We start from the raw sequence: 13,988 nt of genomic DNA, 5'->3' as shown, positions 1-13,988 counted from the left end.
TGACAGGCCAAAAACTATAGTTATCATGGTAACTATATTATACACTGCTGAGTTAACCTTATGAATAATCACCTATTCATTATTGCCAGAATTTTCCCCAAGACAGAATTCTTTGCGCAAGCCAAACAGGCCATCTTATCCATAGTGCCAAATACTCTCGAAGAGGAGGGCTGCCTGCAGTTCGCAGTGCACCAGGATGGGGAATGCCTATTTTTATACGAGGAGTGGCGCAGCCAGGAAGACTTAGAAAAGCATTACACCATGCCCTATATCGCTCCGATATTCGAAGCCTATCAAGAGTGGCTAAAAGAGCCGGTGGAGATCAATAAGCTCAAGAGACTGGCCTAATGTTTTTCCTCAAAGATCTTCCCTCGCAACAAATGATTGAGGGATATGCCAAACGTTTTTCAGTAAAAGATCCCACAGCCGTTCAGGGCGCACTTACCATGATGCGGGATGCAAGCCTACTTTTACGAGAGCTGGAGAGCTATTTTACTGAGCACGGAACCTCCCAGCTGCGTTTCCTAGTAATGATTGTTATCGACCGGGAGCCACAAAGAGACAGCTTACTAGCTTCAGAAATTGCAGAACGAATTGATGTTTCTCGGCCGGTAATGACACGAACCTTGAAAAGTATGGTGGAAGATGAGCTTATCGCTATGGAAGCAGATTCCAGTGATGGCCGAGCAAAATGTATAACACTCACTAAGAATGGAAAAAAATTTTTACAGAAAATTTTGCCTGGGTATTTTAAGACAATTTCCAAATTTATGGAGGAACTGAAAAAATGAAGGGACCGATAGTACACGCCCTGTGCATATGGGCATTGGTTTATCCCATTGTTACTCTATTACTTCTGGGGATACAGGCACTGGAATTGCAAATTGCAATTGGTTTAAAGGCTTTAATAATGACCGCCATTCTGGTCCCACTAATGTATTTCTATCTTGTACCAAAGGTACATCGCTTGTTAGAAGCAAATTAAAAAAAAGGGCATATTAAAATGGAGAAAACATACCCCAGCTTGGCAATCAAGCTGGGTATTTTTTAACAAATCTAGAACCCCAAAAATATTACACCCGAATAAAATTTATTACCTATCATTAATTGGAATCATTGACTAACATTTTCCCCTGCTTCACGCCAATGTAAATCTTATCGAGAAAACCTAAATCCTCTAGAGGATTGCCCTCCAACACTAAGAAGCTACCCTCAGCACCTTCGGCAAAGGTGCCTAAATTTCGCTCCGGAAACATCCACTTCGGAGTATCCATGGTCAAGGATTTAAGTAATACTTCTCTCGGTGTAATATCTAGAGAGTCCAAGTAGCGCATTTCACGAAGTACCGTACCGGAAAAATTATCACTCCCCATTAATAAAGATACGCCAGCATTACGTAAACGGGTAAGATTATCTCTCTGAATCTTCTGTATCTCACTCAATTCACCTTCTGAGTATTTGTGTCCAGTGGGCACACTAGCTGTTGCAATCAACTTTGTACCCTGCTCAGCAGCTAAAGCTATAGCAGTATCGCTCAAAACATAGTCCTGAATATCGAAGCCTTCGTTTCTGGCAATTCTATATCCGGGCAAATGACCCAAAACATCGACACCGGCTTTTATCGCTACCATAGCATCGTGGGCTGTATCTACATGGGCTACCACTGGAATTCCAGATTGGTGAGCACGCTCGACAATAATCGGCACCAATTTCGGATTTAGGCCATTAACGCCAAGATACTTCTTATCTCCGTGGCGCTCTTCGAAATTCTCACTGCCAACGAGAACAATTTTGAGAAATCTTGGCGATTTTTTTATAATTCCAGGCCAAACTCGGTCAAGATCTGACAAACTGTCAACGATTAGCAAGCTACTTCTACCATCCTGAATCTCTTTCTCAGTGGGGTTTGATCGATCCTTAAAATAAAAAGCAATCGGGTGACCATCCGAAGCAGTCATGCAATCTGACGCATACAAAACATCCATGGTATCTATACTACTGAACTGCGCCTTAATTTTCTCACCAAAGCTGCACATCTGCACGCTATAAAAAACTCCAGATTTGATCTGCAGAGGCCCAAAATTCTTGATACCCCAAGGGTTTTGTAGATTGTGATTATGTCCTTCAGCATAAGGCGGCACTACATACTTTCCACTGGCATCAAAGGTATAATCAACTTTTTGTGGTTTGGTCTTAGTCAAAGAGCCATTCTCGTCAACAAACCAAGTAGCTTCCTTAAAATCCGTCCCATCAAACCATTTACCTCCCACCACGGCATATGTAGTTTCACAAAAAGCTTTCTGAGAAAAAATAATTAAAAACACCCCATATAAAAAACGACCAATAAAATTTACTGAAACACCTTCAAATGATTTTGCTTTAAACATTATTAACTGCTAACTCTATTCATATGAGAACAATTCGAATTAATTTATTTTAAATAACTCATATTATTTACAACAAAAAAATCATTACTTCTAACTATTTACGTAGTTGTTGTTCAAATTTTTCCGAAGCTGCATCGGAATATCCTTTACAGCCCACTCTTACTTTTCTGGTAATAGTATCCTGGAATACCCACCCACTTGCAGCCGGGTGAGGCGTAATGAGTAAATCACAAGGTAAATCGCGCACACGGGCGAAGCTTGTGCGGAAGTCCTCTACGATATTGGGGTAGCGGCTATTATCAATCAGTTGATAACCCGGCGCTGTAAGGCTATCCACATAAGCGATATCTGTAGCTTTACCATCAGCTACATCTTCCCAGGTCCAGGCCATACTGCCCGGTGTATGGCCTGGGATAAAATGTACGCGTAAACGCAAATTTCCCAGCACCACTTGCTCGCCATCATGAAGAATACGATCTGCCTTTACTGGGGGATATAAAAGTTCGTCGGCAAAGTGAATATCATTGGCACCACCGCGAGCCATCAGCACTGCCGACTCGGCATTGGTTACTACCTGTGCACCAGTCACGCGTTTTAACTCAGCTAAGGAACCTACGTGGTCTGCATGGGCCTGACTGTGCAAGATTAGCTTGAGATCCGAGGGGGCGACTCCCAACCTGCGCATATTCTCCAATAAATGCTCAGCCGTCTGCTCCATCCCACCGTCAATTAGAATCGATCCCTCTTTGCCTTTTAATAACAGTGAGGTAATTCCCTCTGTACCTATTTGCCAGGTATTATCTGCTATTTTAAGAGGCGCTACTGGCTGGCGCCAGGATTCTGGCACTTTGTAGTTTTCCAGTTGCGGCAATACGGAGAAATTTTCAGCCATTGTAGTGCTGGAGTAAACTGTCATTACTATCGCGGCTAGCTTGGTTCTTATATTCATCAATTGCTCTCTATTTTCTTTACACCGGATATACATCTGGGTGCTCCATTAAGTAAGGTATTTTCTATCCATCTAGCAACTCGTTCAAAAACCTCTCTTCGGTGATTCACACCATCGGTATCTGTCATATAGTGATCGTAACCGGGATACTCCCAATAAGATAATTCACATCGCCCCGCATTTGTATAAGCATCACGCGCTGCACGGCCGGAGCTGACGGGAGAGGACTTATCTTCTGTACCCTGAATCAATAAGACAGGGACATGGCTATCTAATAAGTCATTGACTGGTACCCGATCTACAACATCGGCCCACCAGCGCATAGAATTCCCCCCCCAGACTTCTACACTTTCAGGATTCGTCCGTGCGTAAGCGAGTTTGGCATCGACTTCTGTCGCTACGTGAGGAGGAACCAAGGACTTAAGTACCTCAGCAAAAGATTGCCCGAGGCCACTAGAGAAAACTACAGCCGCATCTGGATTTAATTTGGGGGCCAAACGGGCAACAACATCACCGCCCTCTGAGCCACCAAAGAGAACCAGCTTACCATTCCACCAGTCGGCTCCCTTTAACTCTTCGACTATTTGCACGATATCCCGGGTGCGCTGCTCAACGGTATGGTTCGTCACATAAGCCTGTGAGCAATCTTTAAATTGGTCATTGGGGCCATCCGCATGGGTAACCCCGTATTTCTCTACCAATAGCACGGCAAATTTTGGGACAACCTTCTTAACTTGTTGTACTGCCTTATTCTTAATGGCAGGAAGACAACCTGAGCCCTGAGCGATCAATAACAAGCCGTGAGACTCGCTGTGGGCAGGAAATTCTAGAGACCAGTAAAGAGTTGAGGTATCCGGACGTTTACTCGTATTTTTTATGAACTCCGCATGAGCCATTGGCAAACTGAATAACAGCAGAATATTTATAAGGACAGCTTTTATTGCCTTTAAACGAAACAGATTCATCATAAAACACCTCCATTTGCTTTTGTTTCTTATGTTTATTGAGAGTGCTGTTTATGACGCAAGTACATTAAATAGGTTCCATTGAATAGCTTAAAGACTATCTATAATTTTAATTTAAACCGCTTAATAGGATTTCCGCCTATCTGCTCCCACCAGGTATCAAACGAGAGCCGATACAAACAGTGAGGCCGCAGGGGGCTATTTTCCGGTACCAGTGGATGATCAAAGATTGAGGCGTCACGACTCATACCCAAACCATGCATCATTCTTTGTGAAGGAAGGTTTTGTAATGCAGTACACCCCACTACCTCAGTAAGATTTAACTGTTCGAATGCTACTGCAAAGACAGCCTTGGCCGCTTCACTGGCATACCCCCGCCCCCAGAAATCCCTGATGAAGCGGCAACCAAGTACCACATTTGGAGAGAAAGGCAACTCAGCCGAAGCATGTTTAATACCAGCGAAACCAATAAATTGTCCATTCTCTTTCAATTCCACCGCCCAGTACCCCCACCCGTATTCATCGATATGTTCCTTAAGGGTATTAAGTAGCTTATTACTTTTAGTTCGGTTCAGAGTGCAGGGAAAGAACCGCATAACCCGAGTATCTGCATTTAAATGAGCAAAATCACCACGATCCTCTTCTCGCCATTGGCGAAGGACTAATCGCTTTGAATCAGGCTGAATCAATCTGGCCATTGTCTGGGTAGCTACGCGCTGAGAAAATTCCTGGTAACACCTATACCCTTAAGACCATTTTGAAGTAATGAAAGTCCAGTCAACTAAAAAACGATTAACTTAAATTTGGCGAACTTTTTCTGCCTTCATAAAGCATCAAATGGACTAAAAGAAATGCAAACCGTTCTATAGGTGTATGTATTCCTTTCCAGCAGAACATACACACACTACGAAACATCAGATTGTGGGAAAAATTACCAGGGAATCACTCAATATTCATGATGCCCTTGGCTTTCAGAATGGTTCTCGATAAGGCGCGGCTTCGCAGGAATGTGTAAGCCTTTCAAGATGTAGCAATACAGAGTGTGAGTCACATAGTAAGCTGCGCAGGGAGGACCTTGAGGCCGCAAATGAATACGAAACTAATCAGGGGCCCCTTTTTCAGCAAAAGAGCACCCAGAGTTGACAAATTATTTGATTGAATGCTCTCTAGACCATTCATCAGCATTGATACGATATAAACAATGTTTTAACAAAGGGCTTTCGGTTGGAACCTGCGGATGTTCAAAGACGAGAGAATCCCGCCGCATACCCAGCCGCTCCATCACTCGCTGGGAGCGAAGATTCTGTAACGGTGTAAAAGAAACGACTTCGCTGAGATTCAGGGTATTAAAAGCTACATCCAAAGAGGCTTTTGCGGCTTCACTGGCATAGCCTTTTCCCCAATAAGGGAAGGCTAAACGCCAGCCAATCTCTACCGCCGGTGCGAAAGGCAAATCTTCAGTCACATTTTTCATGCCGACAAATCCGAGAAACTCTTCGGTCTCTCTCAGCTCCAAGGCCCAAAAGCCCCAGCCGTACTTCTCAATATGGGCAATACTGCGATCCACACCGGCATCACTCTGCTGTCGCGTCAGCAATGAGGGGAAAAACTCCATCACCCTTGGGTCGGCATTCATTTCGGCGAATACAGGCTTATCTTCCGCTCGCCACTGGCGCAGCTGTAAGCGTTCGGTCGTGGGTTGTATTAATTCAGGCATGAAATATTCGCGCTATTCAATATTTTGTTTCTACTGAAAATCTACAGACGGTGCGACCATAAAATCGCAATGATCTAGCCATTTTTGCTGCCCTGGATAAGCCGCTTCCTCAAAACCCAATTTCTGGTAGAGAGTCCGTGCCGCTAGATTAGTACGCAGGACAAATAAAGAGCACTCGATTGCATCCAGGGCTCTGGCTCCTGTTTGTGCAAGCTGTACTACCAGCACACGCCCTAATCCGGCTCCGCGATGATTGGGAGAGACAATTAAGCGACTTAGGTGGCAGCGGCCCAGGTGTTGGTAATACTGCCCAAAAGCCAGCACATCACCGCTGCTGTCCTGAAGTGCGTAGCTGGGTAACTCCGGCCAACGGCAATCCTCCAAGAAGGACCTCCCCTCGAACGGAAACCTGAAATCAGGACCACCCCACTGTTGGCACTGCTCCCTATCAGGTAGCCAAGACATCAATGTTGGGAATTGCCACTCTTCCATTGGCTTCAGCCTCAAATTCTCCACGGCAATTCTCCTTAAAGTTACTTGCGACTCTTTGCCAGCCATCGATCTAACTGATCGGCAAAAGCTTTGCGGTCCGCCTGGCTAAGGGCCGGTGGTCCGCCGGTATGCACGCCGCTGGAGCGCAGGGTATCCATAAAGTCCCGCATATTCAGACGCGCGCGGATATTGGCTTTGGTATAGCGCTCCCCACGGGGATTAAGGGCTTCAGCACCCTTGTCGATCACCTCTGCTGCCAGTGGGATATCGCTAGTAATAATCAGGTCCCCTGCCTCACAGCGCTGCACTATCTCGTTATCCGCCACATCAAAACCGGCTGTCACTTGCACGGAGCGAATATAGCGCGACGGCGGCACCCGTACCGCTTGGTTGGCCACCAACGTCAGTTCTGTGGCTGTGCGCTCAGCGGCGCGAAACAGGATTTCCTTGATAGCGACCGGACAGGCGTCGGCATCAACCCAGAGTTTTGTCATGGCTCTACAACCTTTTCGAGTGTATCGGGCGGTGCGCCCTCATCGCATTTCTTGCAATTGAGCTGGAATCCCAGCATGGACTCGCGCCCTTGTTCAGTGATCACCCAGGGCCGGTTGGTCCAGGGAGGATTGTGGCGTACATGCTGGAAGTGGCCACAGGCGAGCTCCGCCACCCAGTGATCCTCTTCATCCAGATGGTAGCCGGCGATGGGTTGTTGCATGGGGTTACACAGGCAGGGAAAAGGTGCAGTTATAGCTAATCCCATTGGCAAAGTACACTGTAGCTAAAGGTTTTTGCTATCAAAGGGGATTATAAGCCAAACTAGTGGAACCCCCTGTTAGTACAAACTGAAAAGGTCAACACCCATATTGCTTAAAAATAGCTTGGAAGAAAAATATACTACTTAGTAGCCTGAATTTCCTTTACCCATTGAGTCTGAATTTTAAAGTATTTCCAAGCCTAAATGTTTAAGGCAACGAACTTCTTATATTTCAAATAAAAAATTATCAATTTCTTATCTGTAAAGCCGAAAGACCTATTCTTGTTTAACTTCACAAACAGAAGCCACCTTTTCATATTTATATTCATATTCATACATGAAGTAATTTCCAGAATCACTATATGTACGCTCGATTAAATACACACTGCCAAAATCATCGTAATACTCTTTAAAAACCCTATCACTACATCCCGAAAAACCTGAATAGTCACCATAGATTATCGTATCCTCCACAACCTTATAGATCTCTTCAAAAGCTCTATCATCTTCCTTGTAGACAAATTCAATTGATAGTTTTTCACATAAAACATGGCCATCATCAATATAAGAATAAACCCCCTTTATAGGTCTACCCTGCTCATCATGTTCTTCCCAATGATACACATGTTCAGCAGAATAATGATCAATTACATAAATATTTGTTAAGCTTATAACTTCATCATCAAATGTATTAACAACATCTGCCCCGACGCCACCAATCAAGTCAAGATGGTGTGACTTTAAGTAATTAACAGGGAAGAAATCTTTATGATTCAATATAAAACTTCTGGGGGAATCATATGTATCAACATAAATAAAGCTATCATCTATTGCTTCGACGGTATGAGTATTTAGACTGGAATTCCAGCTAGCGCTAAACTGCTCTACAATAGGATTTTCAACCTCACCATTATGATTTGAAATTAATTTTTTATATATTCTTTTTGGATATTTCCTACACAACAATTCAGGCAAGGGCGAAGGCCTATATCCGCTCGAAAAATCCGAATCCGAGCAAGAGTTAAACCCAAACAATGCAGACGAGGCAATAAATACTAATCCAATTCCATGGAGATTTTTCATGAGGCACCAGAATATAAAACAAAAATAGTTAGCCGATATAACAACATAGCACTACAAGCCCCTCAACTCGGGGTAGCAAAGCCCTCTCCTTATGGAGTGATTAGGGCTGCTAAATCCTGACCAAAACTCAGTAAAAATCAAAAAGATACCGTAGCTGTATTGCGAAATACCTATACAACAAATAAAGTGGCCTCGAGTCCGCTCAGTCATTTAAATAAATTATTAATTTAATCACATAGTGCTGACCAAGGAAGTATAAAAGACCTAACTTTATATCGTTCAAATAATCAAATAGGCGAATCCGAACCAAACTTTTAAGTTGGTATTCGAAGTAGAATAGACTCTGCGTCTCAAAGCTACAAAGAGTAAGATAGATCAATAATATTCAATAATTAGTTTTTTATAGGGCGCTTTAAACAGAATAAAATCGATTTACCTTAATCCTGCCACTTACTAAAGATATCTGTATTTTCTCTATTAAAGCATACCCATTAGTTAACTTAGTCTTCTAAATAAAAGGCTGTGATGAATTATTCTATTGAGCAATAGATTTAGTGCGCAGGACCCTGCTATAGCCAACTCCTAGGGCAAAGGAGAAAACTGTCCAGGCATTCGCACTCATGCCGGGTGGATCCGGGCTAAGGCTGTTAGAATCCACCATTTTCTCGTCACGCGAAGATACAACTCTATCTATGACCCAGCTCAACCCCCGCCAATCCGAAGCCGTGAAGTATGTCGATGGCCCCTGCCTGGTGCTGGCCGGTGCCGGCTCCGGCAAGACCAGCGTAATCACCCGCAAGATCGCCTACCTGATCGAGCAGTGTGGCTACGCCGCGCGCAATATCGCCGCCCTCACCTTCACCAACAAGGCGGCACGGGAGATGAAAGAGCGGGTCAGCAAACTGCTGGCGGGCCCGGATGGCAAGCGCTCCAAGGCGAGTCACGGTCTCACCGTATCCACCTTTCACAACCTTGGGCTGAATATCCTGCGTAAGGAATACCGCGCCGCCGGCTTCAAGCCCGGCTTCTCCATCTTCGATGCGGAAGACGCCCGCGCCCTGATCAAGGAGCTGATGCTCAGGGATGGCGACCTGGATACAGACCTGTTGGATCGGGTACAGAACCAGATCTCCAATTGGAAGAACGATATGCTCACCCCGCGCCGTGCCCTGGAGCAGGCACAGAGCCCCGGTGAGCAGGCCATCGCGGTTGCCTACGATCGCTACTGTGAAGCCCTCAAGGCCTACAATGCCGTCGACTTCGACGACCTGATCCTGCTGCCGGTACAGTTGTTCGACAAAGATCCAGAGTTGCTGCAACGCTGGCGCAAAAAGATTCGCTACCTGCTGGTGGACGAATATCAGGACACCAACAACTCCCAGTACCTGCTGGTGAAGCTGCTAGTGGGCGGGCGCGGCGGCCTCACAGTGGTGGGAGACGATGACCAGTCTATCTACGCCTGGCGCGGCGCGCGCCCAGAGAATATGAGTGCGCTGAAGACCGACTTCCCCAACCTTCGCCTGATCAAACTGGAGCAAAACTACCGCTCCACCAGCCGCATCCTCAAAGTGGCCAACCACCTGATCGCCCACAATCCTCACGAATTCGACAAAGCATTGTGGTCCGATCGCGGTATGGGTGAGGAGATCCGCGTGCTCAAGGTGGCCAATGAAAACGAGGAAGCGGAGCGGGTCGCCAACGAGATATTTCTGCAGAAGAGCCGTCGCGGCTGCAAGTTTATGGATTTTGCCGTGCTCTATCGCGGCAACCACCAAGCGCGCCTGATCGAAATGAAACTGCAGGAACACCAGGTTCCCTACCAGATGTCCGGCGGTACTTCCTTCTTCGCCCGCGCTGAAATCAAGGATGTGATGGCCTACCTGCGCCTGTTGGTGAATCCGGATGATGACAACGCATTCCTGCGCATTATCAATACCCCGCGTCGCCAAATAGGCACCAGCAGCCTGGAAGCCCTGGGCAACTACGCCAAGGGCCGCGAGATCTCCATGTTCAAAGCCTGTTCGGAACTGGGCTTTAAGGAGCATATCAACGAGCAGGGCTACGAGCGCCTGAACCGCTTCGCCCTGTGGCTCGAAGGGGTACAGCGCAACTGTCGCGATACTACCGCCAATGGCGCCTTGCGTGAAATGCTGGAAGATATCGACTACGCCGGCTGGCTCTCACAAAACGCCAGCAGCGAGAAGGTGGCCGAGAAGCGCATGGAGAATGTGTTCTGGCTTCTGGAGAGCCTCAACAAGATTATGGAGGGCACGGACGATGAGCTAGAGCAGGATATTCGCCTGGAACAGGCCATCTCCAAACTGATCCTGCGGGATATGCTGGAACGCCAGGAAGAAGAGGAAGCCACCGATAAGGTCAGCCTTATGACCCTGCACGCCGCCAAGGGCCTGGAATTCCCCCACGTGTTTATGATCGGTATGGAAGAGAATTTACTTCCCCACCGCAACAGTATTGAGGACGACAATATCGAAGAGGAGCGCCGTCTCACCTACGTGGGCATTACCCGCGCCCAGCGCACCCTCACCATGACCCTAGCGGGCAAGCGCAAACAGTTCGGCGAAACCCAGGACACCACACCCAGCCGCTTTATCGACGAGCTGCCGGAAGAGGATGTGTTGCTGGAAGGATTTGGCAAGGCGACGCCGGAGCAGAATCAGGCAAAGGGGGAGGAAACTTTGGGGTCTTTGTTGAGTATGTTTGACTAGGGGGATTAGACCACTCAATCAACTCCACAAAAAGGCCGCTTAATAAGCGGCCTTTTTACTTCAGATAATCAGCTGGCTAGAGAACTATATTTTTTATTGCCACCAATATCTTACATACACTCGTTCAAATTCCTCTAAACCTGCCATTTCACTTAAACAGCTAGAAGCGTTAACAAATTATTGTATTGCAGACACCTTCCAGCGATCAATATAACCGGAGGCATCCACACAAGAGCCTCTGCCATTCAATTTACAATTATCAATTTCCTGATAAACACGAAGATAATAAAAGGTACCATCAAAAAATAGTGGCTCGACTTCTCGATAACGCCACTCAACACAATTCATGTTACCTTCAGGACAACTACTATATTTTTCACGAGTAACAGAGTCTACAAAGTATCTTTGTTCTCGAAAATTTTCTTTATCAGACCAACCAAAACGAGTCCACTCAGCCTCAGTTATGTATTCTGGCCCTTTATACACTTGATAACCACTACCATCCTCATAGTACCGAAATCCAAATTGGTCATAATAATTGGGAAATTCCGGATCAAATAAATCAAAGATTCCACCGTAATTGAAAATATCTGAACCGACAGGCATCTCCGTACCGCGCACAACCGGCGTAGCATAGTGGCCCCCAACCGAAACTATAGAACCATCATCTCGACGTAATACACCCAAAGTTCGCATAGCTACACCATCGGCACCAAAAGTATAATATTCAACTTTACTCCCTCGATTACTTTCGATAACCATATTCCCAGTATCATTAAATGACAGTATTCCATCATCTACATAGCCAGATCGATGATCAAATCTTTGGTTAACTGTACCCTTTGTATTTGGATCAATAATGGATGGCTCCCAGGAACCGGCCCTTGAAAGGCTATCGTCATTCGATCTATCTCTGAAACCTGAGATAGAAAACGCATCTGAAGATATCTCTTCTAAACTTCCTGTTCGCTGGGTATTCACTTGGGCAAAACTACTCACCACAAAGGAATCAGCAGACACTTCGTTTCCGCCTAACTGTTGACAAGAATAATCATAATCAACTTTATAGGCTGAATAAAATGCAGCATCGTAATATTTTTTCAACCGAACACTATTCAGCCTGGCTCCAGAGCTTCCATTTTCTCCCCAGCATTCACTAAAATAAAAATTTACTCGATCTGAGCCAGACATTTCCAAAGTTATCAAATTGTCTTTTTTTACATAACTCACAGAATTATTTAACTGGTCTGAATAATTACTATCAGCGAAATACCCAGTACCCGACTCCCTCCCGGTCAAATTCATAGCAAATCCATATATACGTGCTATTGTGGGATTCACTGCGACAAATATCAAATCCTCTCCAGAGTAATTTTCAACAGATAAAATCTGTTCTTTATTATTTACAAGCTGATCAAAAAACTGCTCATATTTTTTAACACCCGAAGAAGATATATTTTTTAACTCTAATGCTACTTTTGCAGCCACGGGATAATCCCGAATAAAGTCATAAGTATTTTCATGAGAAAATAACGGCGACTCACCACCACTAACAATATAACGAAGCCCAACAGCACTCTCTAACAATATTTCCTGCGGTAAAACCTGTGAAGCACTTAACAACTCATTAGATGTAGTGATATCACCTTCATTCACTTTTTCCAAAAAAGCAGCCGAAGCGGTAGACAAGGCATTAACATAAAGTGTTGGCAATTCAGAAACAGAAACAGAGCCTTCATTCTCTAGTTCCTCGATCTGTGAATAATTTCCCACATAAGATTTTAGGACAACTTCTTTACGCTCTTCGGTGGCGGGATAACGGACAACTACACTGATTAATTCATCAGAAGCTGCATTTTTGATTTCTGCAGAGAAAGTTTTCCCATCAACGGTTGCATCGTAATCAATATCGCCTACCTTGACTTCCACTGAAGCAGAGCCGTCAATATTTTCTCCAATTAAACCTTGAATAATGAGCCGGGGTTGTTGTGAACCACTTCCTTCAGATGTTTCCGGTAATTCATCAGACGTTTCCGGTATTTCGCCATTAGCGCTATCGCTCCCACCACCACCGCTACAAGCGGCCAATACAAACGATAGAGCAGCAAAAGAGAAGAGTTTCCCCAGCTTCATGCGTAATTTCCTTGAGTTGTTGTATACATCTAACTTACAGGCAGGCGCGGATAATACAGAGTTATTACGTTAGTAGGGATTAAATGCCTAATTACGGTTTATTACAGTTACTGTTGCAGCTTATCTGACATTGAATTTTCTTATAATCACTAAAAACAAGTTATATCATTTGGCTTTTTACGACATTCGGTAAGCTTATTTGAAGGTCCAGGTGTTAGCTGGAAATTATCGCAAGAAAAAAGCCGATTAGAGGAAGGTGAGTTTTGCTTAAGAGAGAAACAAAAAAGGCCGCTCAATAAGCGGCCTTTTTCCAATAGTGAAACAGCTTACTTACTGTTATCCACCATATAATCAACCGCTGCCTTCACTTCGTCATCGCTACAATCCATACACAGGCCCTTGGGCGGCATGGCATTGATACCATTGATGGCATTGGTGTAAAGAGTGTCCATGCCCTTGGCAATACGCGGTGCCCAGGCAGCGGCATCACCAAACTTAGGCGCGCCCGCTATACCCGCCGCGTGACAGGTAGTACAGCTCTTGTTGTAGATATCTTCACCACTGCGGGCACCGCCACTGGCAGCTTCCGGAGCAGCCGCTACTGCCGCCGCACACTCCTCGCCCTTCATACAGGTCTCACCCGCCGGAGCGATACGCTGTTCAATGTCCTGGTCAACAGACTGGGCTACTGCCGCAGCCGCACTGACGGCCAGTGCCGCCACAATACCCAAAATGCTCTTCATGCTATTCCCCCAAAGGGCCGAAGTGAGTTGGCCCGTAGA

General features: G+C 45.4%; 15 protein-coding genes. 4 read left to right on the top strand and 11 right to left on the bottom strand.

Going from position 1 to position 13,988, the window contains the following annotated elements; all coding sequences use genetic code 11:
• Positions 1–60: 60 nt before the first annotated feature.
• Genes ACJJIB_RS02395 through ACJJIB_RS20940 form a run of 3 tightly spaced genes read left to right on the top strand, consistent with a single transcriptional unit; the run spans position 61 to position 985 of the window.
• Positions 61–348: a putative quinol monooxygenase gene (locus ACJJIB_RS02395; protein ID WP_444887763.1), complete on the top strand. Its 288-nt coding sequence runs from the start codon at positions 61–63 to the stop codon at positions 346–348.
• Positions 348–791 (top strand): MarR family winged helix-turn-helix transcriptional regulator, encoded by a 444-nt coding sequence (locus tag ACJJIB_RS02390; RefSeq protein ID WP_444887762.1) that lies wholly within the window; start codon positions 348–350, stop codon positions 789–791. Before ACJJIB_RS02395 ends, ACJJIB_RS02390 begins: the two co-directional genes overlap by 1 nt.
• The gene (locus tag ACJJIB_RS20940; protein WP_507011916.1) at positions 788–985 is read left to right on the top strand and encodes a putative antibiotic biosynthesis monooxygenase; all 198 of its coding nucleotides are present in this window, start codon (positions 788–790) and stop codon (positions 983–985) included. The genes ACJJIB_RS02390 and ACJJIB_RS20940 overlap by 4 nt, the downstream gene beginning before the upstream one ends.
• A gap of 118 nt (positions 986–1,103) precedes the next feature.
• On the opposite strand, the gene ACJJIB_RS02385 is transcribed toward ACJJIB_RS20940, so the two are convergent.
• The 9 genes from ACJJIB_RS02385 to ACJJIB_RS02345 all read right to left on the bottom strand — a co-directional run bounded on the left by ACJJIB_RS02385 (position 1,104) and on the right by ACJJIB_RS02345 (position 8,347).
• Positions 1,104–2,387, bottom strand: coding sequence for an amidohydrolase family protein (locus ACJJIB_RS02385; protein WP_444887761.1), 1,284 nt, complete (start codon positions 2,385–2,387; stop codon positions 1,104–1,106).
• 94 nt (positions 2,388–2,481) lie between these two features.
• The gene (bla, locus tag ACJJIB_RS02380) at positions 2,482–3,330 is read right to left on the bottom strand and encodes a subclass B3 metallo-beta-lactamase (protein WP_444888891.1); all 849 of its coding nucleotides are present in this window, start codon (positions 3,328–3,330) and stop codon (positions 2,482–2,484) included.
• A 5-nt stretch (positions 3,331–3,335) separates the two neighbouring features.
• Positions 3,336–4,304, bottom strand: a complete 969-nt coding sequence (locus ACJJIB_RS02375; RefSeq protein ID WP_444887760.1) for an alpha/beta hydrolase family protein — start codon at positions 4,302–4,304, stop codon at positions 3,336–3,338.
• Positions 4,305–4,402: 98 nt separating this feature from the next.
• Positions 4,403–4,999, bottom strand: coding sequence for a GNAT family N-acetyltransferase (locus ACJJIB_RS02370; protein WP_444887759.1), 597 nt, complete (start codon positions 4,997–4,999; stop codon positions 4,403–4,405).
• A 449-nt stretch (positions 5,000–5,448) separates the two neighbouring features.
• Entirely contained in the window at positions 5,449–6,018 is a 570-nt protein-coding gene (locus ACJJIB_RS02365) for a GNAT family N-acetyltransferase (protein WP_444887758.1), read from the bottom strand.
• 30 nt (positions 6,019–6,048) lie between these two features.
• On the bottom strand, positions 6,049–6,534 hold the full coding sequence (locus ACJJIB_RS02360; protein ID WP_444887757.1) for a GNAT family N-acetyltransferase: 486 nt from the start codon (positions 6,532–6,534) through the stop codon (positions 6,049–6,051).
• Between the two features lie 17 nt (positions 6,535–6,551).
• On the bottom strand, positions 6,552–7,004 hold the full coding sequence (locus ACJJIB_RS02355; RefSeq protein WP_152450565.1) for a YaiI/YqxD family protein: 453 nt from the start codon (positions 7,002–7,004) through the stop codon (positions 6,552–6,554).
• Positions 7,001–7,270, bottom strand: coding sequence for a DUF3565 domain-containing protein (locus ACJJIB_RS02350; RefSeq protein WP_444887756.1), 270 nt, complete (start codon positions 7,268–7,270; stop codon positions 7,001–7,003). The genes ACJJIB_RS02355 and ACJJIB_RS02350 overlap by 4 nt, the downstream gene beginning before the upstream one ends.
• Before the next feature lie 270 nt (positions 7,271–7,540).
• A complete protein-coding gene (locus ACJJIB_RS02345) occupies positions 7,541–8,347 on the bottom strand; it encodes a hypothetical protein (RefSeq protein WP_444887755.1) in 807 nt (268 codons plus the stop codon).
• A 692-nt stretch (positions 8,348–9,039) separates the two neighbouring features.
• Between ACJJIB_RS02345 and rep the strand changes: the two genes are divergently transcribed.
• Positions 9,040–11,073, top strand: a complete 2,034-nt coding sequence (gene rep, locus ACJJIB_RS02340) for a DNA helicase Rep (RefSeq protein WP_444887754.1) — start codon at positions 9,040–9,042, stop codon at positions 11,071–11,073.
• A gap of 177 nt (positions 11,074–11,250) precedes the next feature.
• Here rep and ACJJIB_RS02335 read toward each other — a convergent pair whose 3' ends face one another.
• Together ACJJIB_RS02335 and ACJJIB_RS02330 are read right to left on the bottom strand one after the other, a co-directional pair.
• Entirely contained in the window at positions 11,251–13,206 is a 1,956-nt protein-coding gene (locus ACJJIB_RS02335) for a hypothetical protein (protein ID WP_444887753.1), read from the bottom strand.
• A 326-nt stretch (positions 13,207–13,532) separates the two neighbouring features.
• Positions 13,533–13,949 carry a c-type cytochrome gene (locus ACJJIB_RS02330; RefSeq protein WP_444887752.1) on the bottom strand — a complete coding sequence of 139 codons (417 nt, stop codon included), beginning with the start codon at positions 13,947–13,949 and terminating at the stop codon, positions 13,533–13,535.
• Between the last annotated feature and the right edge of the window lie 39 nt (positions 13,950–13,988).

It is taken from the genome of Microbulbifer mixtoriginis (SeqCode), from assembly GCF_052467705.1.
The sequence above is the reverse complement of the archived record's forward strand: the minus strand, read 5'-3'. Positions and strand labels throughout refer to the sequence as shown.